This window comes from Simplicispira sp. 125 (genome assembly GCF_003096555.1).
Taxonomy (GTDB): Bacteria; Pseudomonadota; Gammaproteobacteria; order Burkholderiales; family Burkholderiaceae_C; genus Simplicispira.
Map to the genome: position 1 here is coordinate 3102845 of NZ_QEKM01000001.1, position 24991 is coordinate 3127835.

Genomic DNA, 24991 nt, shown 5'->3' on the forward strand with positions numbered 1-24991 from the left:
GGCAGCGCCAAACCTCATATTGTTACATTGCCACGGTCTTTTCTGGCCACTTGCTGCGGATGTGCAGGGCGGTCATGGCGGTGGATCGAAGCAAGTGTCTGGGCGCCAGCACCGGCAGGGCGCAGAGCCGGCAAGGTCGTGTTACTGCGTCTCGCTCTGCACAAAGCCTGTGCCTTGGGTACCATCCCACGCAGCGTCCGATACGTTCACGGCATCGACGCGGGCCAGCGTGGGGCCCCGATCGGCCCAGTCGATCAGGCTCTGCACGGCGGACGGCGCGCCGTGCGCCAGGGCCTCCACACTGCCGTCGTGCCGGTTGCGCACCCAGCCCACCAGGCCCAGACGGCGGGCCTCCTGCACCGTGTGCCACCGGTAGCCCACGCCCTGCACATGGCCAGTGATGCGCAGGCGGCGGGTGATGGCAACGGTGTCGTCGTTCTTATCGGTCATGCGGCCGTCACCTGGGCTTCGTAACCCGCATCCTGCAACGCTGCGGCGATGTCCTCGGGTGAAATCATGGCCGTGTGGCTGACCTTGGCTGTCTGTGCGCCCAGATCCACATCGGCCCCGCTGACGCAGGGCAGATCTTGCAATTCAAACATGACGGCATCGGCATCCTGCCGCGTGCGCAGGGCTGGGAGATGAAAAGTGGTTTCAGGCATGGTGGGACCATGATGCGCATCCACCGGCTTGGCTGCAAGTGGCCTCGTCCATGCCCCTCGCTACAGTCGGGGGCATGACAGACCTGCGCTCTACGCACGACCCCCTTCAAACCCTGGCCCGCCAGTTGCAGCAGTTTGCCGACGCCCGCGACTGGGGCCCGTTCCATGCACCCAAGAACCTGGCCTCGGCGCTCACCGTCGAGGCCGGTGAATTGCTGGAGCATTTTCAGTGGCTCACCGAGGACCAGAGCCGCCAGCTCACGCCCAACCAGAAGCAGGCCGTGGCCCATGAGATGGCCGATGTACTGCTGTACCTGGTGCAGCTTTCGACGGCTTTAGACATCAACCTGGTGGACGCGGCCCAGGCCAAGATGGCTCTCAACGCACAAAAGTATCCGGTAGAGCAAGCCCGGGGGCACAGCCGCAAATACGATGCGTTGTGAGCGTGTACGAATCGCTCTCCTGTACACTGGCGCGCTCATGCCGTACCACGCCATCCCCACCGCAACCGCCTCCGTCCCTATGGGCGGCAAGGTGCTGCGCGCCTGCGCACGGGCGATGGGTGCACGAATGATTACCACCATGACCACCGCGGCCCCCTGAGCACGCGCAGGTGGCCGTTTCGGCAGCCACCTGGTGATCGCTCTCTTCTCCCCCGCAGATGAATGAAACCCAGCTCTGGCAGCTGGGTTTTTTGTTTTGTCTGTCGTTTGGAGAAACCTATGTACCGCGATCCCGTTCAGTCCTTTGCCACCCCCGTACACAACGCTGCGACTGTCGCCCGCCCACTGCGCGTCGGCATGATTGGCATCGGCACCGTGGGTGCGGGCACCTTCCGCGTGCTGGCGCGCAACCAGGCCGCCATTGCGGGCCGCGCCGGGCGAGGCATTGAGGTGATGGTCGTTTCTGCGCGCAACCTGTCCCGGGCCGCCGCAGTGGTGGGCCCCGGCGTCACGCTGACGGATGACCCTCTGCAGGTCGCCACCCACCCGGACGTGGATGTGGTGGTGGAAGTGGCGGGCGGCACTGGCCCTGCGCGGGAATGGGTGCTGGCGGCCATTGGCGCGGGCAAGCATGTGGTGACGGCGAACAAAGCGCTGCTGGCCGAGCATGGCACCGAGATTTTTGCTGCCGCGCGCCAGCATGGCGTGGTGGTGGCGTACGAGGGTGCCGTAGCGGTCAGCATCCCCATCGTCAAGGCGCTGCGCGAGGGCCTGGCGGCCAACCACATCGAGTGGGTGGCAGGCATCATCAACGGCACCACCAACTTCATCTTGAGCAAAATGCGCGACGAAGGCGTGGACTTTGCGCAGGCGCTGGCCCAGGCGCAGGCACTGGGCTATGCCGAGGCCGACCCGACGTTTGACATCGAGGGCATCGACGCAGCGCACAAGATCACGCTGCTGGCGGCCAATGCATTTGGTATGCCGGTGCGTTTTGGCGACGTGCAGGTGCAAGGCATCACCACGCTGCAAGGGCTGGATGTGGCCTGCGCGGAGCAGATGGGCTACCGCATCAAGCTCTTGGGAGTGGCGCGGCGCCGCACCGAAGGTGTTGAGCTGCGCGTGCAGCCCGCCCTCGTACCCGCCACACACCTGATGGCGCAGGTGAATGGCTCGATGAACGCCATCATGGTCCAGGGCGATGCGGCCGGTGTGACGATGTACTACGGCGCAGGGGCCGGGTCGGAGCAAACCGCCTCGGCCGTGATTGCCGACCTGGTGGATGTCGCCCGGCTGGACGGCACCCACACAGCGCAGCAGGTGCCGCACCTGGGTTTTCATGCCTACGCCGTGAATGAGCAACTGGCCGTGTTGCCGCGCGCCGCGGTGCACTCGCGCCACTACCTTCGTGTGCCGGTGCACAGCGCCCTGCAGATCGAGGCCGTGGGCGCCTGGTTGGCCGCGCAGCAAGTGCCGGTGCTGCAACTGGCGCTTGCGCAAAACAAGGCCCTGCCCCCAGGCAGTGGCCCGCAGGTGCTTGTATTGACCGATGCCGTGGCACAGGCCACCATGGACCTGGCCGTGCATGCACTGGCCGCACACCCGGCGGTGGCTGGGCCGGTAATGGCGCTGCGGGTGGAAATGCTAGAAGGGTAATACGCAGGGGTGGTGTGCCGAACGGGCAGCGGGGTGCCCCCGGCAATGCCTTCGTCACGGGGCCGACAACCCCCAAGACGCCGCAGGCAGGCGAGGGATAAAGGTCCGGCGGGATAATCGGGCCCTTCCACGATCCCTTCGAGGCGGCACCGCATCGCCCTGTCCGCCCCCACCATGCCCGCCCCACCGCTTCGCGTCCTGTCCGTCATCCCTCCGATGACGCAGCTGAACACGCCGTACCCGTCCACCGCCTACCTCACCGGTTTTCTGCGTTCGCGCGGCGTGGCGGCAGAGCAAGAAGACCTGGCGCTGGCGCTGGTGCTGCAACTGCTCTCGCCCGAGGGGCTGCGCGGCGTAGCGGCCAAGGTCGATGCGATACCGCACAAAAAGCAAAGCCCCGCCGTGCAAAGCTTTGCCGCGCAGCAAGGCCGGTATCTGGCCACCATCGGCCCCGCCATTGCCTTTTTGCAGGGGCGCGACAGCACGCTGGCACACCGCATTACAGGTCGCCACTTCTTGCCCGAGGGCCCGCGCTTTGCCACGCTCGATGTGTATGTCGACGACGAAGGCGGCGACCCTCTGGGCTGGGCTTTTGGCGCCCTGGGCCTGCACGACAAGGCCAAGCACCTGGCCACGCTGTACCTGAACGACCTGGCCGACGTGCTGCGCGACGCGGTGGACGAGCGGTTTGAATTTGTGCGCTACGCCGAGTCGCTGGCGGGCAGCCAGCCCACGTTCGAGCCCCTGGCCAACGCGCTCGCCGCCCCACCCACGCTGGTGGACGAGATGCTGCGCACCCTCACCCTTGACGCCATGGCGCGCCATGCGCCCGATGTGGTGTTGCTGTCGGTGCCTTTTCCGGGATCGGTGTATGCGGCGTTTCGCATTGCGCAGGCCATCAAGGCACACCATCCCCAGGTCGTCACGGTGCTGGGCGGCGGTTTTGTCAACACCGAACTGCGCGAGCTGGCCGAGCCGCGCGTGTTTGACTACTTTGATTACGTCACACTGGACGCTGGCGAGCGCCCGCTGCTGGCGCTGCTCGAACATGTGCGCGGCGAACGCGGCCGCCAGCGCCTCGTGCGTACCTTTGTGCGGGGCGACGCAGGCCAGGTGCAGTACATCAACATGATGGAGGCCGATATCGCCTTTGCCGAGGTGGGCACGCCCACCTGGGACGGCCTGCCGCTGGACCGGTATCTGTCACTGCTGGACATGCTCAACCCCATGCACCGGCTGTGGAGCGACGGGCGCTGGAACAAGCTCACGGTGGCGCAGGGCTGCTACTGGAAGAAGTGCAGCTTTTGTGACGTGAGCCTGGACTACATCAGCCGCTACGAGGGCGCCAGCGCCGAAGTGCTGGCCGACCGCATCGAGCAGATCGTACGCGAGACGGGGCAGACGGGCTTTCACTTCGTGGACGAGGCTGCACCACCCAAGGCGCTCAAAACCCTGGCCACCGAGCTGATTGCGCGCAACGCGGGCATCAGCTGGTGGGGTAATGTGCGGTTTGAAAAAACCTTCACCCCCGACCTGGCCGAGCTGATGGCCGACAGCGGCTGCATTGCCATCTCGGGCGGGCTGGAAGTGGCGTCAGACCGGCTGCTGCAACTCATGAAAAAAGGCGTTTCGGTGGACCAGGTAGCGCGTGTGACGCGCGCCTTCACCGATGCGGGCATTTTGGTGCACGCCTACCTGATGTATGGGTTTCCGACGCAGACGGTGCAGGACACCGTGGACGCGCTCGAATACGTGCGCCAGCTGTTTGCCAACGGCTGCATCCAGAGCGGATTTTTTCACCGCTTTGCCTGCACCGTGCATTCCCCCGTGGGCCAGAACCCGGCGGAGTATGGCGTGCAACTGGCCCCCCTGCCGCCGGGCGATTTTGCCAAGAACGACGTGGCCTTCATCGACCCCACGGGCGTGGACCACGACGCCCTGGGCGGCGCACTCAAGAAGGCCATCTACAACTACATGCACGGCATCGGGCTCGAAGAGGACGTGCGTAGCTGGTTCCCCTTCAAGGTGCCCAAGACCACGGTGCAGCGCCACCGGATTGAGCGGGCGCTGCGCGAGCGCGGCTGAGGCAGGGCCACGACCGCAGCCAGGAACGCTTGATCGCCTTCCGCAAGCGTCGAAAATGGCTGGAATGCACACACACGCCCTTCACTTGCCGCACGCGCCCCGTTGGCTTGCGCCCGCCTTGCTGACCCTCGCCGTTCTGGGCGGTTGTGCCTCTGCGCCTCCAGGCGATCCGTCCGCCCCGGCGGTCCCTGCGCCGGTCGCTGTTGTCGCGCCGCCCGCCACGCCCTTTGCCCGCTGGGTCGCTAATTTCAGCGCATCAGCCCGCGCTGCGGGCATCACCGAGGCCACGCTCCACCAGGCCTTTGAAAATGTTCGTCTCATCCCGCATGTCATCGACTCCGACCAGGCCCAGCCCGAGTTCACCCGCACTGTCTGGGCCTACCTCGACAGCGCCGTCTCGCCCCAGCGCGTCGACCGTGGCCAGACCCGGCTGAACAAGCTGCCGCGGGAAGTGGACGCCGTGCCTGCGCGCTACGGTGTCCCGCTGGAAATTGTGGTCGCCATCTGGGGAATGGAGAGCAACTACGGCAGCTTTACAGGCGACATCCCCACCATCGACGCCTTGGCCACGCTGGGCTTTGAAGGACGGCGCGAAGCCTGGGCGCGCAGCCAGTTGCTGGCCGCACTGCAGATCTTGCAGCGCGGTGACATTGCCCGGGCCGACATGCTGGGCTCCTGGGCCGGAGCCATGGGGCAAACCCAGTTTTTGCCCTCCAACTTTCTGGCCTACGCCGTCGACGCCGATGGCGATGGCCGGCGCGACATCTGGGGCAGCCTGCCTGATGTCATCGCCTCCACCGCCAACTTCCTGGCGCGCTCCGGTTGGCAGCGCGGCCAGCCCTGGGGCCTGGAGGTGCGTTTGCCCACCGGCTTTGACTACGCCCGGGCCGATGCCGATCTGCAGCAAACCGCCACCGCCTGGGCCGCCGAAGGCGTGCAAACCATGGACGGCACACCCCTGCCTCCCTTGACCGACAGCACCCTCTTTCTACCGGCCGGCGCACGCGGGCCCGCCTTCCTGGAGGGGCCCAACTTTCGCACCCTCTTGCGCTACAACAACTCCACCAGCTATGCCCTGGGCGTGGGCCTGCTCGCCCAGCGACTGGCCGGCGGCGCGGCCGTGCAAACCCCGTGGCCACGCGATCTGCAAGCCCTGACCCGCAGCCAGTTGCTGGCCCTGCAAACCGCCTTGAATGCCCGTGGTTTTGACAGCGGCACACCCGACGGCGTCATGGGCCCCGCCACACGCAGCGGCGTTCGCGCCTACCAACGCAGCCTGAACCTGCCTGCCGACGGATATCCGACGCTGGAGCTGCTAGAGCGGTTGCAGTGAGGCCCAGGTGTGGAGTGCGACACACGTGTTATGGCTTCTTGGGTGCTTTGACAGCCTTGGCGGCTTTGATCACCTTCACGGGTTGTGCCGCACTTTCAACCGGGGGTGCAACCGGTGACAGGTAATTGGCCCCTGTCACTACCGGTTTTCCTGTCTTGCCTTCCAACTGGTTGCGCGCTTGGCGGGCTATACGCTCACCGGTTTGGGCGGCGAACTTGTTTTGCGCCATGCCGGTGGCCTCTGCGCTCTCGGCGATCTGGCGGGTGGACAGCTCGGCCAGGGCAGTGAAAATCAACTCGGCCTCACTCATGTGGTCGCGCAGGTTGTGGCTTTTTAGGCCTTTCATTTCCTTGTGCTGCGCAACGCTCACGCCCGCCTATTCCTGGTGAATGATGTTGGTGAGGATGGCAAATTCGCTGCCCGGCTTGATGGCGTGCACGCTCCAGTAGTCGGTGAGCTTGTTGCGGGTTTCCTGGCCCGTCATGCGCTGCTGGATCCACTTGTCGCTGCGGCCGTGCTGTTGCCAGGTCTGGCGGGCGCGAGCGACAGGGCCGGGTCAGCTATCTCCTGCATGCGCTCCTAGCCTACCTTGGCGAGCCAGAGTTTGATGGGCTCAGCCTTGGGGCTGGGGACGGATTGGACGATGCACAGCAGCGTTTCAGCGGTGGCAACGTCGGTCAGGTAGTTCTTGCCGTCAGCGGCAGGCAATTTCAGTCGGTGACAGCTTGTCACCGACTCACTGCCCTCTTTGGCAAGACGCCCTCTGAGCTGGTTCCCGTATTTCCGCGCCGCCTGGTAGTCAGCCTGCTGTGTCAGCACCTGCACCACGTCAATCACCGAGAACAACCACGTCTCAGTGCTCTCGTCAAACACGCGGCGGATGGACTGGCCGTCGAACTGGGTGGGCAGGATTTTCATATCAGACACCCTGAGAGGGAAGGATGCGGGCCGAAACGCCAGATCATGGGGGTGGGCACACTACCCAAACTTGGCATAATACTGTTTATATTAACAGTATTACTCAGCCTCACGACGCCTTCACAGACATGCTCAGGCGGTATGGGTACACGCGGCATCACCAGCGATGGCACCATGCAACCATTGCCACTCTACAGCCATTTAACTATAAAATTTATAGCTTCCAGTGCTTACACATAAAGCGCTAGCAACCTTTTTGAAACACAAACCACCACAGTATCCCAGCGCCCCTGTGTGCCACACTCCCTCCCCTATGTCTTCCACAGAGTGGGCCCAGGCGGCCCTGCAGGCGTTTGATGCGGTGATCCAGTCCACCGAGGGTTTCCGTGGCCGCGCGGGGCAGCACAGCATGGCGGAGCAGGTGGCGCATACCTTCAGCCAGGCGCAGCTGGGCAAAGTGGACGAAGAAGACGGCGAACCCACGCGCGCCATTGCCGTCATCCAGGCGGGCACGGGCGTGGGCAAGTCGCTGGCCTACTGCGCACCCGCCATTGCCATTGCCCTGGCACGCGGCACGCGGGTGCTGATCTCCACCGCCACGGTGGCGCTGCAAGAACAACTGGTGAACAAGGACCTGCCTGCTCTGGCGGCGCAGATGGAGCAGCCCTTCAAGTTCGCGCTGGCCAAGGGGCGCGGGCGCTATGTGTGCAAGCTCAAGCTCGAACGCCTGGCCGGCACTGGCGAGGCCGACGGTGACGCGGAAGACGACGACCTGTTCCCCGAGGAGGCCGCCAGCGCACGGCCCCGGCGCTCGCACCAGGAGACCGAAGCGCGCATGCATTTCTACGCCAGCATGGCGCAAACCCTGGCCCAGGGCGCCTGGGATGGCGACCGCGATAGCCTGGAAACCCCGCCCGAGCCCGAGGCCTGGAGCCCCGTGGCGGCGGAAGGGGCCTCGTGCACCGGGCGGCATTGCCCCGTCTTCAGCCAGTGCGTGTATTACGACCGGCGCAAGGATTTGGTGGGTGCGCAGGTCATCGTGGCCAACCATGACTTACTGCTCTCGTCGCTGGGCGCGCGGGTGCTGCCCGAACTGGACAACTGCCTGTTGGTGCTGGACGAAGCCCACCACCTGCCCGCCACCGCCCTGCAACAATTTGCTTGCAGCGCCAACCTCAGCCGCCTGGCCTGGATCGACCGGCTGGCCAGCCGCGCACTGCGCATCGGCACACTGGTGGAAGTGACCGAAGTGGCCGACATCCCCCGCCACTCCAGCGCATTGCGCCAGACCCTGCAAGACCTCGAGCGTCTGGTGATGGATCTGTATGGCCCGGCGCTGCGCAGCCAGCCCTCAGCCTGGGGCCCGGCGCGGGTGCGCGTGCCGCGCGGCGTGCTGCCCGAGGCGCTGATCGAGCCGCTAGGCCAGCTGGCGCACCATGCCAACGGTTTTCTGGAATGCCTGCGTGCCATCTCCAAGGCGCTGCGCGCCGAGATGCGTGATAAGCCCGACGAGGCGCGGCGCCTGTCACAGCTGTATGCGCAGATCGGCATGCTGGCGCCACGGCTCGAAGAGGTACACGCCACGGCACAGCTGCTTGCGCAAGAGGCCCCGGAAGACGCCACACCCAGCTTTGTCCCACCCGCCAAATGGTTCACGCTGGAGGTGGATGGCGATTTCATTCTGGTGCGCGCACACGCCAGCCCTGTCCTTCCCGGCAGCACGCTGCGCAGCCATTTGTGGAGCAGCGTGCGCGGCGCCGTGCTGACCTCGGCCACGCTGACGAGCTGCGGGCAGTTCGACTTTTTCCTGCGCGAATCGGGCCTGCACGGTGACGAAGCCGCCACCACGCTGGAAGTGGCCAGCCCCTTCAACTACGCAGCCCAGGGCACCTTGATTGCCGCCGAAACCCACGCCGACCCAAAGAACGCCGCCGAGTTCACCACCGAAATGGTCGACGCCCTGCTCAACGACCTGGTGCATGTGCATTACGGCGCGCTCGTACTGTTCACCTCGCGTGAGCAAATGCGCCAGGCCGTCGACGCGCTGGCCACCCACATGCGCAGCCGGGTGCTGGTGCAAAACCAGCTCCCGCGGTCCCAACTGCTGGCGCGCCACCGCGAGCGCGTGGCAGACGGCGAACCTTCCATCATTTTTGGCATGCAGTCTTTCGGCGAGGGGCTGGACCTTCCCGGGCGGCTGTGCGAATCGGTGTTCATCACCAAACTGCCCTTTGCCCCGCCCGACGACCCCGTAGGCGAAGCCCGCGCCGAGTGGCTGCGCGCCGTGGGGCGCGACCCCTTCAGCGAGCTGGTGGTGCCCGCCACCGCCATCCGCCTGGCGCAATGGGTGGGCCGTGCCATTCGCACCGAAGAAGACCAGGCGCATGTGTATTGCTACGACAAACGCCTCACGCGCACCAGCTACGGCCAGCGGCTGCTCAAGGGGCTGCCGCCGTTTGCGCTGGAGCGGCGGCAGGCCGGGGTTGCAAACGCGGCAGGCTGAGCCGCCAGGCTTGCCTTTCGATCGCTTTCAACCTCTGGAAGGAGGGCGAAGCACTCTCAAAATGCCGCATTTTTGGAACCGCTTTTAACCGCAGCGACCGATCAACGAGCCGAGTGGCACGGCTGTAGGCACTGGATCGTGTGCTCGGCAAATGCCTGTGCGATGGCATCACTGCTGCTCGGCCCATTGTCTGAAAACCAGCGGTTGATGTTATTGATGGCGCCCATGAAATAGAACACAGCGAGCTTGGGGTCGCAACGCTCGATAGCACCTTCGTCCATGGCGCGCACGATGAGCTGGCGCAGTTGCTGGTCGATCACGCGGCGACGCTGCTGGATCAGCTCGTTGTGCTCGTGTGTCATGGAGTAGTACTCGGTCAGCACCACGCAGGTGCCCAGCTCGCTCGTTATCTTGCCGATATAGAGCGCAACGAAAGCGCGCAGGATATCCAAAGTCTCACGCTGCTGCATGGCTTCGGCCAGCGCCTGCTCGGCCATCTCGACGGCCATGCGGTGGCATTCATACAGGATCTCGTGCTTGTTCTGCACATAGCGGTACAGCGCGGGCTTGGTCACTGCCAAGGCGGCGGCGATGTCGTCGAGCGTGGTGTTGTGAAAGCCTTTGTCTCCAAACACACGTCCGGCGGCAAGGATCAGCGCGCGCTTGCGAAGTGCACGCGGGTCGGGCGCACTCGCCAGGGCGTTGTTCCAACGGGCTGCGCCTGCGGGTTTCGCCGCGGCCTGTGTAGAAGCAGGGAGAGTGGTCGTTTTGCTGGTCTTTTTCATGGGAAACAAGGTCCGGTGTCGCGCAAGCGTCTACGCCACGCTTGACCATTGGAAGGCAGAGTTTTAGCATTCATTTTTAGTTACTGTAGAGTAACTGAAAATTACCGAAAAATATTGTCCGATTTCCGGGCGACTATAGGAGACCTTTCATGCGCACTTTCAAAACCACCTTCGTGGCGGCGGCCCTCGGCTGCACCGCGCTGATTGCCTCGGCACAGCAACCGCCGATCCGCATTGCACACATCGACACGTTTTCCGGGCCCACGGCGTCCACGGGCGTCACGGTGTCCAAGACGCTGCTCTACGCGGTGCAGCTCATCAACGAGCGTGGCGGGGTGCTGGGACGCAAACTGGAGGTGGTCCCGCTGGACAATGCCGGCGACTCCAACAAGGCCGTGGCCATGCTCACCAGCACGGTGGACCAGAAGATCAACTTCATGGTGCAGGCCGGCAACTCGGGCATTGCAGGTGCATTGCTCGCGGCGGTGGACAAGCACAACCAGCGCAATCCGGACTCGCGCGTTCTCTATCTCAACTACGGCTCGGCTCTGCCGGAACTGACCGAAGCACGCTGCAGCTTCTGGATGTTCCGCTTTGAGGCGCACCAGACCATGAAGATGCACGCCATTGCCGACTATGTGAAGAACACACCGGCCATCCAAAAGGTCTACCTGCTCAACCAGGACTACAGCTTTGGCCACGAGGTCAGCAAGGACGCCAAGGCCATCATCGGCAAGGTCCGTCCGGATGTGCAGTTCGTGGGCGATGACTTTCATCCCTTCGGCAAGATCAAGGATTTCTCTCCCTACATCCTGAAGATCAAGCAGTCGGGTGCCGACACGGTGCTGACCGGCAACTGGGGCAACGACCTGGCCCTGCTTGTGCGCGCCAGCAAGGAAGCCGGCCTCAAGGCCAAGTACATCAGTTACTACGGTGGCCTGTTTGGCATGCCCACCGCCATTGGCCAGGCCGGCGAAGACTCCGTATTGCAGATTTCCTCCTGGCACCCCAACGTGCCGGTCGAAGACAAGACGCCAGACCTGGAGAAGTACGAACGCGACTTCAAGGCCAAGTACGGCGAAGACCTGTACTACACCTCCATCCTGGTGCAGATGGACATGCTGGCGCGCGCCATCGAAAAGGTCGGCAGCGTCAACGACATCGTGCCAATTGCCAAGGCGCTGGAAGGCATGGAGTACGACTCGCCGTTCGGCAAGATCAAAATGCGCAAGGACGACCACCAGGCCACGCACCCGCTGTACATCAGCCAGCTCGTCAAGGGTGTGAAGTACGACGCCGAAGGCCTGGGACTTGGCTGGAAGACCGTGGCCAAGGTGCCCGCTGCAGTCACCGAGACGCCCGTGGCCTGCAAGATGAACCGTCCAGGCTGACCATGGCGCTTTCGTCCGCACCCCTGACGGGCCGGCTCAGCAACCGTGTCGCCGTGGTCACCGGCGGCGCCTCGGGGCTGGGCGCGGCCACGGCCTTGGCGCTGCGCAATGCGGGTGCCCGCGTGGTCCTGCTCGACCGGGACACACAAGCGGTGCAAGCCACTGCCCAGGCCCTGGGCGTGGCGGGCTACACCGCCGACGTGGCGCAGGACGAGGCCATGGAAGCGGCGTTCGCGCAGCTGCGCACCGAGCAGGGCCCCGTTTCCATTCTGGTGAACTGCGCCGGCGTGGCCCACCCCGGTAGCGTCGTGCGCAAGGGCCAGGCCATGCCCTTGGCTGAATTCGAGCGCGTGGTCGAGATCAACCTGCTGGGCACCATCAACGCCGTGCGCTGTGCGGTGCCGCAGATGATCGAAGCGCGCTCGGGCCCCACAGCCGAGGCGGGCGTGATCATCCACACGGCGTCGATTGCCGCTTTTGATGGCCAGGTGGGGCAGGCGGCATATGCGGCCTCCAAAGGGGGCTGTGCCGGGATGGTGCTGCCGCTGGCGCGTGAGCTGGGGGATTACGGCATCCGCGTGATGGGCATTGCGCCCGGCGTATTCGAGACACCGATGACATTGAACCTTGCCCCCGCTTCGCGTGCAGTGGTTTTTTCGGCCGTGCCGCCTTTTCCCCAAAGGCCAGGGCAGGCCGACGAATTTGCCGCACTTGTACTCGCCATCATCGACAACCCCATGCTCAACGGCGAGGTCATTCGCCTGGACGGCGGGTTGCGCATGCCTGCGCGACTGTAAACAGAGAACCCGCACATGCAGATTCAAGGAAGCATTGCCGTAGTGACCGGCGCCGCCTCGGGCCTGGGCCGGGCCACGGCGGCCATGCTGCACGCGCAAGGTGCGCGCGTTGCCGGTATCGACCTGGCAGGCGCGCAGCTCGATGAACTCGCCCAATGGCCGGACACCCTGGCGCTGGCGGGCGATGTGGCCAGCGCCGCCGACATGGAAGCCGCGTTTGCCCGCATCCACAATACCTGGGGCGTGCCCGCCATTCTGGTGAACTGCGCCGGAGTGCTCGGGCCCGCGCGCGTGTTCCAGCACGACAAGGCCACGGGCCGCATCGTGCCGCGCCCGATGGCGCCGTTTCGCCGCGTTGTGGCCATCAACCTCACAGGCACATTCAACACCATCCGCCTGTTTGCGCAGGGCCTTGCGCAGGCCGGGCCTGCCAGTGATGGAGTTGAGCGCGGCGTGGTCGTCAACACCGCCTCGGTGGCGGCCTACGAGGCCCTTTCGGCCCAGGCCGCTTACGGCGCCTCCAAAGCCGGTGTGGCCAGCATGACGCTGCCGCTGGCACGTGAACTGGCGCGCTGGGGTATCCGCGTGGTGGCGCTGGCGCCGGGCACCTTCGAGACCGGGATGTACGACGTGATCCCTGACCACACCCGGCGCACGCTGATCAGCGACGTTCCGTTTCCCAACCGGCCAGGCCGCCCCGACGAGTTCGCCCACATGGCACGGGCCGTGATCGAGAACCAGATGATGAACGGCTCGGTGGTGCGCATCGACGGCGCGGTGCGTATGCGCGAACCAGTCTCCGAAGCGCACCGCTGACCGCCCCTTCTTTCCTTGCCGAACCGGCCTTGCTGCATGCCTATGACCCCCGCTTTCGCACCCCCCGATCCGCAGCGCATCGAAGCGCTGTACGGTGACCGCCTCGTGCCTTGTTATGCCAACCGACCGATCAACCTCGACGCCATGCTGCGCAGCAGCGTCGCCCGGCGCGGCGATGCCCCGGCGCTGGAAGAGGGCGGCCGCCAGCTGAACTACCGCGAACTTGATGCCGCCGTGAACCGTGTCGCCACCGGCCTGCAAGCGCAGGGCATAGGCCCTGGCGAGCGGGTGGCCCTGTTCATGGGCAACCGGCTGGAATACACCGTGCTGCTGTTTGGCATCTGGCGCCTGGGTGCGATTGCCGTGCCCATCGGCGTGCGCCAAAGCGCAGCCGAACTGGACTACATGCTCAACCAGTGCGGCGCCGCCGCGCTGATGACAGAATCGTCGCTGGCCGGGCGCCTGCCGCCACGCACCGCCTTGCCCAGCCTGCGCTGCATCGTCCATTGCGAGGAAGACGGCCACCCCTGGCCTGCCACGGCTGCCGCAGACGCGCGGCCCGCCACTACCTACGAAGCCTTGCTCGCGGCGGGCAACGACACGCCCCTGCCCGCAGAGTTTGGTGACCAGCAACCGGCCTGCATCATGTACACCTCAGGCACCACCGGGCACCCCAAAGGTGCGGTGCTGTCGCACCTGGGGTTTGCGCACACCGCGCGGCATTACCAGCGGCGCTTTGCCTACCAGAGCGACGAGCGCATGCTGCTGGTCATTCCGGGCAGCCACATCTCGGGGTTGCTCGCAGTGGTGGTGGTGACCATGCTGGTCGGCGGCTGCCTGGTGAGCCTGCGCGAGTTCCGCTGCACCGAAGTACTGGACACCCTGCAAGCGCAGCGCATCACCGCCACGGTGATGGTGCCGGCCATGTACAACCTGATCGTGCGCGAACCCGACTTGGCACAGCGCGATCTTTCAGCGTGGCGGGTGGGGCATTTCGGCGGCGCTGCCATGCCCGAAGTCACCATCCAGCGCCTGGCTGAGCTGCTGCCGCAACTGGAGCTGTACAACGGCTTCGGCGCTACAGAAACCACCTCTGCCGTGGCGCTGACCGAGCGCGGCGATGCGGCCGCCCATCCCGATTCGGTGGGCACGCTGGTGCCCTGCGTGGACATCCGCATCCTGGACACAGAAGGCCGCGAAGTGCCCACAGGCGAGGCCGGAGAGCTGTGGATCCGCGGCCCCGGCAACGCCATCGGCTACTGGGACAACCCCGAGGCCACGCGCGCCGCTTTTGTGGGCGGCTACTGGCGCTCGGGCGATATCGGCAGCGTGGACGCCCAGGGCTTCGTGCGAGTGTTCGACCGCATCAAGGACATGATCAACCGCGGCGGCTTCAAGGTGTATTGCGTCGAGCTGGAAAACGTCATCCAGCGCTACCCCGGCGTGGTGGAGGTGGCCGCCGTGGCCAGCCCCTGCCCAGTACTGGGCGAGCGGGTGCACATCTTCGTATACGCAAGCAGCCCGGTCGATCTTGAGCCGCTGCGCGCCTTCTGCCGCCAGCATGTGGCCGACTACAAACTGCCCGACTACCTCACGGTCAGCCCCACACCCCTGCCCCGCAATCTCAACGGCAAGCTCGTCAAGGCACCCCTGCGTGAGCAGGCCATCGCCCTGGCCCCAACCCTTCAGGCCACCCAAGGCCCCGCTCCCCAGAAAGGATGATTCCATGAACCAACCCATTTACGTACTGGGCGGCTCCCAGACCGACTTCGCCATGAACGCCGCCCGCCAGGGACTGGGCCTGTTCGAGCTGATGCGCGATGCCGTCACCGGCGCGCTCGAAGATGCGGGCCTGGAGGCCAGCGACATCGAAGCCGGCCATGTGGGCAACTTCGTCGGCGAACTGTTCACGGGCCAGGGCCAGCTGGGCGGCATGTTCGAGGCCATCGACCCCGGCTTTCACGGCATGCCCGCGGGCCGCCACGAGGCCGCATGCGCCTCGGGCAGCATTGCCTTGCTGGCGGCCAGTGCCGAGATCGAGGCGGGCCGCTACGACTGCGTGCTGGTCACCGGCGTGGAGCTTGAACGCAATGTGCCCGGCGCGCTGGCGGCCCAGCACCTGGGCGCCGCGACCTGGGTCGGCGCCGAGGCGCAAGAGGCGAAATACCCCTGGCCCTACATGTTCCACCTGGTGGGCCAGGAGTACGAGCGGCGCTATGGCCTGCGCTATGAGCACCTGGCGGGCATTGCCGAAATCAACATCACCAATGCCCGCCGCAACCCGCTGGCGCAAACCCGCAACTGGGAATTCACGCCCGAGAGCTTCACCGCCGACGACACCGCCAACCCGGTGATCGAGGGCATGATCCGCCGCCAGGACTGCGGACAGGTCACCGACGGCGCGGCCGCCGTCATCCTCGCTTCGCCAGCGTTTGCGGCCCGCTGGGCACAGCAGCACGGGTGCGATCTGGCCGACGTGCCCCGCATCATCGGCTGGGGCCACCGCACGGCCCACCTGCAGCTCGCCGCCAAGCTGCAGCGCAGCGCCCATGACCCTTACGTGTTTCCGCATGTGCGCACCGCCATCCAGGACGCCTTTCGCCGCGCGCAGATTGCGGACGTGTTTGCCCTGGACGGCATCGAAACCCACGACTGCTTCACCACCACCGAGTACATGGCCATCGACCATTTCGGTATCACGCCGCCCGGCCAGAGCTGGCAGGCGGTGGAAAGCGGGCTCATCAGCGCTGATGGGGGCTTGCCCATCAACCCCAGCGGCGGCCTGATTGGCGCCGGCCACCCCGTGGGCGCCACGGGGGTGCGCATGGTGCTGGACGCAGCCCGGCAGGTGACGGGCCGGGCCGGACCGACGCAAGTCGAAGGCGCCAAGCGCTTTGGCACGCTCAACATTGGCGGCAGCGCCACCACCGTGGTGAGCTTTGTGCTCGAAGGCAGCGGCAGCGTGCGCTAGGAGCCGGTCGGGTCGATCAGGGGACAATAGGCGACGACTGACCACAGAAAAAAGAAGTAATCGTCCATGCCCCACAACACCCTTCCCGCCTGCCCGCAATGCGGCCAAGAGAACACCTACCCCGATGGAGAGAATTTCATCTGTCCGGACTGCGCGCATGAGTGGCCGCAGGCCGCAGCCAGCGGGGACGACGAAGCCACGGGCGATGGCGTGGTGCGGGATGCCAACGGCAACCCGCTGCAAGACGGCGACGCCGTGATCCTGGTGAAAGACCTCAAGGTCAAGGGCTCGTCATCCACGCTGAAAAAGGGCACCAAGATCAAGAGCATCCGCCTGGTCGATGGCGCCGACGGGCACAACGTGGACTGCAAGACCGATCTGGGCAGCATGCTGCTCAAGTCCGAGTTTTTGAAGAAAGCGTGACGCTTTTGTTTTGATAGCTGCCAGCGCTTATCCAGTAAGCGTTTGCGGCCATTTTCTCTATTTTCACCCCACAACACCGGTGCACCGGCCGGGCGGCCCGCCTGCAATGGTGTTGCAAGCCTGTGCAGGCACAATCGCCGCCCGATGCGCCTCTGCGAGGCGCCGTAGTGTGCAATGTGAGGTGTCTGCGTGAACCTGTTCGTTTCTTTCAAGTACCTGCTGGCGCTCGATGAACAGCGCCACTTTGGCCGTGCCGCGCTGGCCTGCCATGTGACGCAGCCTGCGTTGTCCAACGCGCTGCGTGCGCTCGAAGAAAGCCTGGGCGTGGCCATCGTCACGCGGGGACGCAGTTTTGCCGGGTTTACCACCGAAGGGGAGCGCGTGCTGGCCAGTGCCCGGCGCATGCTGCGCGAGCACGAGTTGCTGCAGCAAGAGCTGCAAAGCAGTGCAGATTCTCCCAGCGGGCAACTGCACATTGGCGCCGTACCCATGTGCATGCCGATTGCCGCGCGCTTTGTGGGCATGCTGCACGACCTGCACCCGGGCATCGTGTGCACGCTGCGCTCGATGAGTTCGTCCGAGCTGGAGTCGGGCCTGGAGAACATGGTGCTCGACATCGCCATGGGCTACCCCGAGCGCCTGGAGGGCACACGTGCACGCCTGCGTGTGGTGCAGCAGTACACCGAGCATTATTTTTTGCTGCGCCGCGCCCAGCAACCCTCGCCCACAGGCCTGCAAAAAGGCCCGTCCACCACCTGGGCGCAGGCGGCAGCATTGCCCCTGTGCCTGCTCACGGGCGAGATGCACAACCGCGCCATCGTGGACAGCGCTTTCCGCTGTGCGCAGGCGGTGCCGCGCCCCGCCATCGAGACCAACTCCATCCTCACGCTGGCGCTCGCCGTGGTGGCGGGCCGGGTCAGCAGCATCATGCCCGGCGCGCTGGTCGATGCGGTGCAAGGCTATGGCGAACTCGAAGCGCTGCCGCTGGTGGAGCCGTTCATCGAGGTGCCCATTGCGCTGATGGTGCACGACAGCAACCGCTTGTCGCGCACGCTGGAGGCCGCGCTGGACTTTGCACAAGGCCCGCAATGGCTGGCGCAGGCGGCGCTGCACGGCACCTTGTTCGGCACCTCGCACCCTCCCGCACCGCCCCCAGGTAAACCCTGATTTTTGCTTTGTATCGCTCCATCACGACAAAGAATTAGACCTGGCACGGCTGTTTGCTGACACTCCGCGGGGCGCCATAGAGCGCATTTGAACAACACCAAGGAGACAACACATGTCAGCTGTACTGGAGCCCATGGGGCAGCCAACCGGCGTAGCGGGTTGGCTGGAGAAGGAGAGAACCATTGCCGGGCCGGGCTTTAACCGCTGGCTGGTGCCACCGGCGGCGCTGGCCATCCACCTGTGCATTGGCATGGCCTACGGGTTCTCGGTGTTCTGGCTACCGCTCTCGCGCGCTTTGGGCGTCACGGCCGCGCAGACCTGCCCCAAGGACATGTCGCTGTTGGCCGAGCTGTTCACCACCACCTGCGACTGGCGTATCTCCAGCCTGGGCTGGATGTTCACGCTGTTCTTTGTGCTGCTGGGGTGCTCGGCCGCGCTGTGGGGCGGCTGGCTCGAGCGCGCCGGGCCGCGCAAGGCCGGTGTGGTATCAGCCCTGTGCTGGTGCGGCGGCCTGGTGATTTCGGCGCTGGGCATTTACACCCACCAGCTGTGGATGATGTGGCTGGGCTCGGGGGTGATTGGAGGCATTGGCCTGGGGCTGGGCTACATCTCGCCGGTGTCCACGCTCATCAAGTGGTTCCCGGACCGGCGCGGCATGGCGACCGGCATGGCCATCATGGGTTTCGGCGGCGGCGCGATGATCGGCTCGCCGCTGGCTGCCGAGCTGATGAAGCTGTTTGCCACCCCCACCAGCGTGGGCGTGGTCGAGACTTTTCTGGCCATGGCCGCGATCTACTTCGTCTTCATGATGGCCGGGGCCCTGGGCTACCGCGTGCCGCCCAGCAGTTGGAAGCCCACGGGCTGGACACCGCCCGCCGCGCTCAAGCACAACACCATGATCACGCAGGACCATGTGCATGTGAACAAGGTCTGGGGCATTCCGCAGTTCTGGCTGGTGTGGATGGCGCTGTGCATGAACGTGAGCGCCGGTATTGGCGTGATCGGCATGGCCAGCCCCATGCTGCAGGAAGTGTTTGGCGGCCACTTGATCGGGCTGGACAAGGCCTTTGGCGATCTGGACAAGGGCCAGCTCGGTGCCATCGCCGCCATTGCGGCCGGGTTTACCGCGCTGCTGTCGCTGTTCAACATTGGCGGGCGCTTTGTGTGGGCCAGCGCATCCGACCGGCTGGGGCGCAAGACGACGTATTCGGTGTTCTTCATCCTGGGTGGCCTGCTGTATTTCAGCATTCCGGCCAGCGCGGCGGCGGGCAGCCAGCTGCTGTTTGTGGGGGCGGTCTGCGTCATCCTGAGCATGTATGGCGGTAGTTTTTCTACCGTGCCCGCCTACCTGGCCGACCTGTTTGGCACGCAGATGGTGGGCGCCATCCATGGCCGCCTGCTCACGGCCTGGGCCACGGCCGGCATCATCGGCCCGGTGGTGGTGAACTACATGCGCGAGTACCAGATCGGCCTGGGCCTGCCGCGTGCGCAGGTCTACAACCAGACCATGTACATCCTGATCGGCTTCCTGGTCATCGGGCTGGTGTGCAACCTGCTGATCCGCCCGCTCAACCCCAAATGGTTCATGGGCCCCGAGGAGCTGGCCCACGAAAAACACCTGGCGCATGACCGCGCCTTGGCCAATGAAGTGGGCAGCGGCCCAGGCCTGGGCGGGGGCGGTCAAACCCCCACCGCCGCCGTGGCGTTGGCCTGGATGGCGGTGGGGATACCCCTGGCTTGGGGTATCTGGCGTACGCTGGAGAGCGCCACCAAGTTTTTCCACTGAGCTGCCGCTTTGTAGTTCAAATTTGATAGCTGCCAGCGCCTGATTTGATTGAATTTTGAAGAAAAAAGTATTCAAAACCCATACACAACAAGCGCTACCAGCTCTCTTTTTTGAAGCAATGATCCAAAGACAACACAGGATTCCCACGATGACGACGAGCCCCATCCACCACTCCGCCGCCCCGCGGCCCAGCGTGGACAGCGCGGTGCAGGACGTGCTGGCACGGCTGGCCAGCGAACCCGGCGCACTGCTGCCCATCCTGCATGCGCTGCAGGACACGCTGGGCTACGTGCCGCCCGACGCCGTACCCATGATTGCCGACGCGCTGAACCTCTCGCGCGCCGAGGTGCATGGCGTCATCAGCTACTACCACCACTTTCGCAGCAGCCCGCCGACGCCGCACACGGTGCAGGTCTGCCGGGCAGAGGCCTGCCAGGCGATGGGTGCCGAGGCGCTGCTGGCGCACGCACGCCAGCACCTGGGCTGCGGGCTGCACGCGCAGTCGGGCGACGGCGCCTTCACGGTCGAACCCGCCTACTGCCTGGGCCTATGCGCCTCGTCGCCCGCCATCACGGTGGATGGGCAGGCACACGCGCGCATGACACCGCACAAGTTGGACGCGCTGGTGGCGCAGGCACGGGAGGCCGCATGAGCGTTGTCACCGTTTATGTTCCCTGCGACTCGGCCGCGCTGGCCGTGGGTGCCGACGCGGTGGCCCAATGCATCGCACAAGAAGCGGCAGCGCGGGGCCTGGATGTACACATCGTGCGCAACGGTTCGCGCGGCCTGTTCTGGCTCGAACCCCTGGTCGAAGTGGCCACCCCCGCCGGGCGCGTGGCCTATGGCCCAGTGGCCCCCAGCGATGTGGCGGGGCTGTTCGACGCCGGCCTGGCCACGGGCGGCGCGCACCCGCTGTGCCATGGGCCGACCGGCGCTATTCCTTACCTGGCGCGCCAGCAGCGCCTGACCTTTGCGCGCATGGGCATGACCGACCCGCGCTCGCTGGCCGACTACCAGGCCTATGGCGGCTTTGACGGCCTGCGCAACGCCATCGCCATGCCCCCCGAAGCCATCGTGCAGACGCTGATCGAGTCGGGCCTGCGCGGGCGCGGCGGTGCGGCGTTTCCGGCGGGTATCAAGTGGAAGACGGTGGCGGGCGCGCAGGCAGTGCAAAAGTACATCGTCTGCAATGCCGACGAGGGCGACTCGGGCACCTTCTCGGACCGCATGACCATGGAGGGCGACCCCTTCATGCTGATCGAAGGCATGGCGATTGCAGCGCTGGCCGTGGGCGCCACGCAGGGCTATGTCTATGTGCGCTCGGAATACCCACACGCCATCGCCACGCTCAACGCCGCGATTGCGCTGGCCGAAGCGGGCGGCTTTTTGGGCACCAATGTGCTCGGCTCGGGCAAGGCGTTTCACCTGCAGGTGCGCAAGGGCGCGGGCTCGTACGTGTGCGGCGAAGAAACCGCGTTGTTAGAGAGCATCGAGGGCAAACGCGGCATCGTGCGCGCCAAGCCGCCGCTGCCTGCACTGGCCGGTTTGTTTGGGCAGCCCACCGTCATCAACAACGTCATCACGCTGGCCAGCGTGCCCATCATCCTGGCGCGGGGCGCGCCGTTTTACCGCGACTTTGGCGTGGGCCGCTCGCATGGCACGCTGCCGTTTCAGCTGGCGGGCAACGTCAAACATGGCGGGCTGGTGGAGACGGCCTTTGGCCTGACACTGCGCGAGCTGCTGTATGACTACGGCGGCGGCTCGGCCACGGGTCGGCCGATCAAGGCGGTGCAGGTGGGCGGGCCGCTGGGCGCTTATCTGCCCGAATCGCAGTGGGACATTCCGCTCGACTATGAAGCCTACGCCGCCATCGGCGCAGGCATTGGCCACGGCGGCATCGTGGTGCACGACGACACCGCCAACCTGTCGCAGCTGGCGCGCTACGCCATGGAGTTTTGCGCGCTCGAATCGTGCGGCAAATGCACGCCGTGCCGCATCGGCTCGACGCGCGGCGTGGAGGTGATCGACAAGATCCGCGCCAACCAGCAGCGCCCGCAGCAGGTGGCGCTTTTGCGCGACCTGTGCGACACCATGGTGCACGGCTCGCTGTGCGCCATGGGCAGCATGACGCCGATTCCCGTCACTTCGGCCCTGAAACATTTCCCGCAGGACTTCGGTCTTGCCGCGCCGGACTGAAATGAAACACCCCCCTATGTCGCTTCACTCCTTCCCCCCGCTCTCGCAGCGCTGCGCGCTGCGGGCAGGGGAACGCTCCCAGCGCGGCGGGGCGGCCCTTGCGCGGGAGCCCTGGTGGGGGGCCGCGTCGGTGCCATGCATCGGCGGCGCTGCAACGCACCGTGCAAAAACTGAGAACGTGATCTGAGAGGACACCCATGCTGAGCCAACACACTGAAATCGACTACGGCACGCCCGCCAGCACATCGGCCGAACTTGTCACGCTGGAGATCGACGGCGCCCAGGTCACCGTGCCGCGCGGCACCTCGCTCATGCGCGCCGCCGTGGACGCGGGCATCCAGGTGCCCAAACTGTGCGCCACCGACAGCCTGGAGCCCTTTGGCTCGTGCCGCCTGTGCCTCGTTGAAATTGAAGGGCGCAAGGGCTACCCGGCCTCGTGCACCACCCCGGCCGAGCCCGGCATGAAGGTACGCACCCAAACGCCCAAGCTGCAAGACCTGCGCAAGGGCGTGATGGAGCTGTATATCTCCGACCACCCGCTCGACTGCCTGACCTGCGCCTCCAACGGCGACTGCGAGCTGCAGACCCAGGCCGGTGTGGTGGGCCTGCGCAACGTGCGCTACGGGTTTGAGGGCGCCAACCACTTCGACAACCCAAAGGACGAGTCCAACCCGTACTTCACCTACGACCCGGCCAAATGCATTGTGTGCAACCGCTGCGTGCGCGCGTGTGAAGAAACCCAGGGCACTTTTGCGCTGACCATCACCGGGCGCGGCTTTGAATCGCGTGTCACGGCGGGGCAGGGCGGCAGCTTCATGGAGTCGGACTGCGTGAGCTGCGGCGCCTGCGTGCAGGCCTGCCCCACGGCCACGCTGGAAGAAAAGAAGGTCATCCTGCTCGGCCAGCCCGAGCACAGCGTGATCACCACCTGCGCGTATTGCGGCGTGGGCTGCGGCTTCAAAGCCGAGATGAAGGGCAGCGAAGTCATCCGCATGGTGCCGTGGAAAGACGGCAAGGCCAACGAAGGCCATTCCTGTGTGAAGGGCCGTTTTGCCTGGGGCTACGCCACGCACAAGGACCGCATCACCACCCCCATGGTGCGCGAAAAAATCACCGACCCGTGGCGTGAGGTGGGCTGGGAAGAAGCCCTGGCGCACGCGGCGGGTGCGTTTCGCCGCATCCAGGCCAAGCATGGCAAGGATTCGATTGGCGGCCTGGTGTCGTCGCGCTGCACCAACGAGGAGGGCTATCTGGTGCAGAAAATGGTGCGCGCTGCCTTTGGCAACAACAACGTGGACACCTGTGCGCGCGTGTGCCACTCGCCTACCGGCTATGGCCTGGGCGTAACGCTGGGCACCTCGGCCGGCACGCAGACCTTCCAGTCGGTGGAGAAGGCCGACGTCATCATGGTGATTGGCGCCAACCCGACCGACGGCCACCCGGTATTCGGCTCGCGCATGAAAAAGCGCCTGCGCCAGGGCGCCCAACTCATCGTGGCCGACCCGCGCCGTATCGATCTGGTCAAGTCACCCCACGTGCACGCCACGCACCACCTGCCGCTCAAGCCCGGCACCAACGTGGCCCTCATTACAGCACTGGCGCATGTGGTGGTCACCGAAGGCCTGGTGGATGAGGCTTTTGTGGCCGAGCGCTGCGACACCCAGTCGTTCAACGACTGGCGCGCTTTTGTGGCGCAACCCGAACATTCGCCCGAAGCCACCGAGGCTATCACCGGCGTGCCCGCCTTTGATGTGCGCGGCGCCGCCCGCCTGTATGCCAACGCGGACAACGCCGCCATCTATTACGGCCTGGGCGTGACCGAACACAGCCAGGGTTCGACCATGGTGATCGGCATTGCCAACCTGGCCATGGCCACGGGCAATGTGGGCCGCGAGGGTGTGGGCGTGAACCCGCTGCGTGGACAGAACAACGTGCAGGGCTCGTGCGACATGGGCGCCTTCCCGCACGAGCTGCCGGGCTACCGCCATGTGTCGGACAGCACGGTGCGCGGTGCCTTCGAGGCCGCCTGGGGTGTCGCCATCGACCCCGAGCCGGGCCTGCGCATTCCCAACATGTTCGACGCCGCCATGGCGGGCGAATTCAAGGGCCTGTATTGCCAGGGCGAGGACATTGCGCAGTCCGACCCCAACACCCAGCATGTGGCCGCCGCGCTGATGGCGATGGACTGCATCGTGGTGCAGGACATCTTCCTGAACGAAACCGCCAAGTACGCCCATGTGTTTTTGCCGGGCTCGTCGTTCCTTGAAAAAGACGGCACCTTCACCAACTCCGAGCGCCGCATCTCGCGCGTGCGCAAGGTCATGGCGCCGCTGGGCGGCTATGCCGACTGGGAGGTGACGGTGCTGCTGGCGCGTGCGCTGGGGTATGAGATGCCGTATACGCACCCGTCGCAGATCATGGACGAGATCGCCGCGCTCACACCCAGCTTTTCCGGCGTGAACTATGCCAAACTCGACGCGCTGGGCAGCGTGCAGTGGCCCTGCAACGATAGCACCCCACCCGAGGGCACGGTAACCATGCACGTGGACAAGTTTGTACGCGGCAAGGGGCGTTTCATGGTCACGCAGTATGTGGCGACCGACGAGAAGGTCACGCGGCGGTTTCCGCTGCTGCTGACCACCGGACGCATCCTGTCGCAGTACAACGTGGGCGCGCAGACGCGGCGCACCGACAACGTGTTGTGGCACCACGAAGACCTGCTGGAGATCCACCCGCACGACGCCGAGGAGCGCGGCATCCGCAACGGCGACTGGGTCGGCATCCAGAGCCGCGCGGGCGAGACCGTGCTGCGCGCCGAGGTGTCTGCGCGCATGCAGCCGGGCGTGGTCTACACCACCTTCCACTTCCCCGAATCGGGCGCCAACGTGATCACCACCGACAACTCCGACTGGGCCACCAATTGCCCCGAGTACAAGGTGACGGCCGTGCAGGTGATGCCGGTGATGCAGCCCTCGGCCTGGCAAAAGGAGCACCAGCGCTTTGACCAGGTGCAGCAGCAATTGCTGGCCGCGCGCACGGTTGGGGCAGCACAGGAATAA

Annotated in this window: 22 protein-coding genes; 17 read left to right on the forward strand and 5 right to left on the reverse strand. The window is 65.5% G+C overall.

Features of this window, described 5'->3' with window-relative positions:
• Window positions 1-141 precede the first annotated feature (141 nt).
• Both C8D04_RS14490 and C8D04_RS14495 read right to left on the reverse strand, forming a co-directional pair.
• Entirely contained in the window at window positions 142-450 is a 309-nt protein-coding gene (locus C8D04_RS14490) for an acylphosphatase (protein WP_116005487.1), read from the reverse strand.
• Complete coding sequence (locus tag C8D04_RS14495) at window positions 447-662, reverse strand: heavy metal-associated domain-containing protein (RefSeq protein ID WP_116005488.1); 216 nt, start codon at window positions 660-662, stop codon at window positions 447-449. The genes C8D04_RS14490 and C8D04_RS14495 overlap by 4 nt, the downstream gene beginning before the upstream one ends.
• Window positions 663-736: 74 nt before the next feature.
• Here C8D04_RS14495 and C8D04_RS14500 point away from each other — a divergent pair, with 74 nt between their 5' ends.
• The 5 genes from C8D04_RS14500 (at window position 737) to C8D04_RS14515 (ending at window position 6179) form a co-directional block, all read left to right on the forward strand.
• The gene (locus C8D04_RS14500) at window positions 737-1105 is read left to right on the forward strand and encodes a nucleotide pyrophosphohydrolase (protein WP_116005489.1); all 369 of its coding nucleotides are present in this window, start codon (window positions 737-739) and stop codon (window positions 1103-1105) included.
• A gap of 37 nt (window positions 1106-1142) precedes the next feature.
• Window positions 1143-1265, forward strand: coding sequence for a hypothetical protein (locus C8D04_RS19145; RefSeq protein ID WP_279338426.1), 123 nt, complete (start codon window positions 1143-1145; stop codon window positions 1263-1265).
• 119 nt (window positions 1266-1384) lie between these two features.
• Window positions 1385-2761 carry a homoserine dehydrogenase gene (locus C8D04_RS14505; RefSeq protein ID WP_116005490.1) on the forward strand — a complete coding sequence of 459 codons (1377 nt, stop codon included), beginning with the start codon at window positions 1385-1387 and terminating at the stop codon, window positions 2759-2761.
• A 174-nt stretch (window positions 2762-2935) separates the two neighbouring features.
• A complete protein-coding gene (locus C8D04_RS14510) occupies window positions 2936-4846 on the forward strand; it encodes a radical SAM protein (protein WP_199563010.1) in 1911 nt (636 codons plus the stop codon).
• Between the two features lie 64 nt (window positions 4847-4910).
• Window positions 4911-6179: a lytic murein transglycosylase gene (locus C8D04_RS14515; protein ID WP_199563011.1), complete on the forward strand. Its 1269-nt coding sequence runs from the start codon at window positions 4911-4913 to the stop codon at window positions 6177-6179.
• Between the two features lie 28 nt (window positions 6180-6207).
• On the opposite strand, the gene C8D04_RS18810 is transcribed toward C8D04_RS14515, so the two are convergent.
• Together C8D04_RS18810 and C8D04_RS18815 are read right to left on the reverse strand one after the other, a co-directional pair.
• Window positions 6208-6525: a hypothetical protein gene (locus tag C8D04_RS18810; protein ID WP_207780328.1), complete on the reverse strand. Its 318-nt coding sequence runs from the start codon at window positions 6523-6525 to the stop codon at window positions 6208-6210.
• A gap of 233 nt (window positions 6526-6758) precedes the next feature.
• Window positions 6759-7097: a hypothetical protein gene (locus tag C8D04_RS18815; RefSeq protein ID WP_199563013.1), complete on the reverse strand. Its 339-nt coding sequence runs from the start codon at window positions 7095-7097 to the stop codon at window positions 6759-6761.
• Window positions 7098-7410: 313 nt separating this feature from the next.
• Between C8D04_RS18815 and dinG the strand changes: the two genes are divergently transcribed.
• Window positions 7411-9600, forward strand: a complete 2190-nt coding sequence (gene dinG / locus C8D04_RS14525) for an ATP-dependent DNA helicase DinG (RefSeq protein WP_116005493.1) — start codon at window positions 7411-7413, stop codon at window positions 9598-9600.
• A 101-nt stretch (window positions 9601-9701) separates the two neighbouring features.
• Here dinG and C8D04_RS14530 read toward each other — a convergent pair whose 3' ends face one another.
• Entirely contained in the window at window positions 9702-10385 is a 684-nt protein-coding gene (locus C8D04_RS14530) for a TetR/AcrR family transcriptional regulator (protein ID WP_116005494.1), read from the reverse strand.
• Between the two features lie 149 nt (window positions 10386-10534).
• Here C8D04_RS14530 and C8D04_RS14535 point away from each other — a divergent pair, with 149 nt between their 5' ends.
• The 11 genes from C8D04_RS14535 (at window position 10535) to fdhF (ending at window position 24991) form a co-directional block, all read left to right on the forward strand.
• Window positions 10535-11776: a branched-chain amino acid ABC transporter substrate-binding protein gene (locus C8D04_RS14535; protein WP_116005495.1), complete on the forward strand. Its 1242-nt coding sequence runs from the start codon at window positions 10535-10537 to the stop codon at window positions 11774-11776.
• A gap of 2 nt (window positions 11777-11778) precedes the next feature.
• On the forward strand, window positions 11779-12573 hold the full coding sequence (locus C8D04_RS14540) for an SDR family NAD(P)-dependent oxidoreductase (protein ID WP_116005496.1): 795 nt from the start codon (window positions 11779-11781) through the stop codon (window positions 12571-12573).
• Between the two features lie 15 nt (window positions 12574-12588).
• The gene (locus C8D04_RS14545) at window positions 12589-13389 is read left to right on the forward strand and encodes an SDR family NAD(P)-dependent oxidoreductase (RefSeq protein WP_116005497.1); all 801 of its coding nucleotides are present in this window, start codon (window positions 12589-12591) and stop codon (window positions 13387-13389) included.
• A gap of 36 nt (window positions 13390-13425) precedes the next feature.
• Window positions 13426-15111, forward strand: coding sequence for a class I adenylate-forming enzyme family protein (locus tag C8D04_RS14550; protein WP_199563014.1), 1686 nt, complete (start codon window positions 13426-13428; stop codon window positions 15109-15111).
• A 4-nt stretch (window positions 15112-15115) separates the two neighbouring features.
• On the forward strand, window positions 15116-16360 hold the full coding sequence (locus tag C8D04_RS14555) for an acetyl-CoA acetyltransferase (RefSeq protein ID WP_116005499.1): 1245 nt from the start codon (window positions 15116-15118) through the stop codon (window positions 16358-16360).
• A 66-nt stretch (window positions 16361-16426) separates the two neighbouring features.
• The gene (locus C8D04_RS14560; protein ID WP_116005500.1) at window positions 16427-16783 is read left to right on the forward strand and encodes a zinc ribbon domain-containing protein YjdM; all 357 of its coding nucleotides are present in this window, start codon (window positions 16427-16429) and stop codon (window positions 16781-16783) included.
• A gap of 189 nt (window positions 16784-16972) precedes the next feature.
• Window positions 16973-17950, forward strand: a complete 978-nt coding sequence (locus C8D04_RS14565; RefSeq protein WP_116005501.1) for a LysR family transcriptional regulator — start codon at window positions 16973-16975, stop codon at window positions 17948-17950.
• 112 nt (window positions 17951-18062) lie between these two features.
• Complete coding sequence (locus C8D04_RS14570) at window positions 18063-19736, forward strand: OFA family MFS transporter (RefSeq protein WP_116005502.1); 1674 nt, start codon at window positions 18063-18065, stop codon at window positions 19734-19736.
• A 148-nt stretch (window positions 19737-19884) separates the two neighbouring features.
• A complete protein-coding gene (locus C8D04_RS14575) occupies window positions 19885-20388 on the forward strand; it encodes a formate dehydrogenase subunit gamma (RefSeq protein ID WP_116005503.1) in 504 nt (167 codons plus the stop codon).
• Window positions 20385-21932 (forward strand): formate dehydrogenase beta subunit, encoded by a 1548-nt coding sequence (locus C8D04_RS14580; protein ID WP_116005504.1) that lies wholly within the window; start codon window positions 20385-20387, stop codon window positions 21930-21932. The genes C8D04_RS14575 and C8D04_RS14580 overlap by 4 nt, the downstream gene beginning before the upstream one ends.
• A 197-nt stretch (window positions 21933-22129) precedes the next feature.
• Complete coding sequence (gene fdhF / locus C8D04_RS14590) at window positions 22130-24991, forward strand: formate dehydrogenase subunit alpha (RefSeq protein ID WP_116005505.1); 2862 nt, start codon at window positions 22130-22132, stop codon at window positions 24989-24991.

Excerpts from the sequence above, each read along its gene's own strand:
- C8D04_RS14545 (WP_116005497.1), top strand. The coding sequence starts at position 12,589 with ATGCAGATTCAAGGAAGCATTGCCGTAGTGACCGGCGCCGCCTCGGGC.
- C8D04_RS14575 (WP_116005503.1), top strand. The coding sequence starts at position 19,885 with ATGACGACGAGCCCCATCCACCACTCCGCCGCCCCGCGGCCCAGCGTG.
- C8D04_RS14490 (WP_116005487.1), bottom strand. The coding sequence starts at position 450 with ATGACCGATAAGAACGACGACACCGTTGCCATCACCCGCCGCCTGCGC.
- dinG (WP_116005493.1), top strand. The coding sequence starts at position 7,411 with ATGTCTTCCACAGAGTGGGCCCAGGCGGCCCTGCAGGCGTTTGATGCG.
- C8D04_RS18810 (WP_207780328.1), bottom strand. The coding sequence starts at position 6,525 with ATGAAAGGCCTAAAAAGCCACAACCTGCGCGACCACATGAGTGAGGCC.
- C8D04_RS14535 (WP_116005495.1), top strand. The coding sequence starts at position 10,535 with ATGCGCACTTTCAAAACCACCTTCGTGGCGGCGGCCCTCGGCTGCACC.
- C8D04_RS14540 (WP_116005496.1), top strand. The coding sequence starts at position 11,779 with ATGGCGCTTTCGTCCGCACCCCTGACGGGCCGGCTCAGCAACCGTGTC.
- C8D04_RS14580 (WP_116005504.1), top strand. The coding sequence starts at position 20,385 with ATGAGCGTTGTCACCGTTTATGTTCCCTGCGACTCGGCCGCGCTGGCC.
- C8D04_RS14515 (WP_199563011.1), top strand. The coding sequence starts at position 4,911 with ATGCACACACACGCCCTTCACTTGCCGCACGCGCCCCGTTGGCTTGCG.
- C8D04_RS14555 (WP_116005499.1), top strand. The coding sequence starts at position 15,116 with ATGAACCAACCCATTTACGTACTGGGCGGCTCCCAGACCGACTTCGCC.
- C8D04_RS14560 (WP_116005500.1), top strand. The coding sequence starts at position 16,427 with ATGCCCCACAACACCCTTCCCGCCTGCCCGCAATGCGGCCAAGAGAAC.
- C8D04_RS19145 (WP_279338426.1), top strand. The coding sequence starts at position 1,143 with ATGCCGTACCACGCCATCCCCACCGCAACCGCCTCCGTCCCTATGGGC.
- C8D04_RS14530 (WP_116005494.1), bottom strand. The coding sequence starts at position 10,385 with ATGAAAAAGACCAGCAAAACGACCACTCTCCCTGCTTCTACACAGGCC.
- C8D04_RS14510 (WP_199563010.1), top strand. The coding sequence starts at position 2,936 with ATGCCCGCCCCACCGCTTCGCGTCCTGTCCGTCATCCCTCCGATGACG.
- C8D04_RS14550 (WP_199563014.1), top strand. The coding sequence starts at position 13,426 with ATGCCTATGACCCCCGCTTTCGCACCCCCCGATCCGCAGCGCATCGAA.
- C8D04_RS14570 (WP_116005502.1), top strand. The coding sequence starts at position 18,063 with ATGTCAGCTGTACTGGAGCCCATGGGGCAGCCAACCGGCGTAGCGGGT.
- C8D04_RS14495 (WP_116005488.1), bottom strand. The coding sequence starts at position 662 with ATGCCTGAAACCACTTTTCATCTCCCAGCCCTGCGCACGCGGCAGGAT.
- C8D04_RS18815 (WP_199563013.1), bottom strand. The coding sequence starts at position 7,097 with ATGAAAATCCTGCCCACCCAGTTCGACGGCCAGTCCATCCGCCGCGTG.
- fdhF (WP_116005505.1), top strand. The coding sequence starts at position 22,130 with ATGCTGAGCCAACACACTGAAATCGACTACGGCACGCCCGCCAGCACA.
- C8D04_RS14500 (WP_116005489.1), top strand. The coding sequence starts at position 737 with ATGACAGACCTGCGCTCTACGCACGACCCCCTTCAAACCCTGGCCCGC.
- C8D04_RS14505 (WP_116005490.1), top strand. The coding sequence starts at position 1,385 with ATGTACCGCGATCCCGTTCAGTCCTTTGCCACCCCCGTACACAACGCT.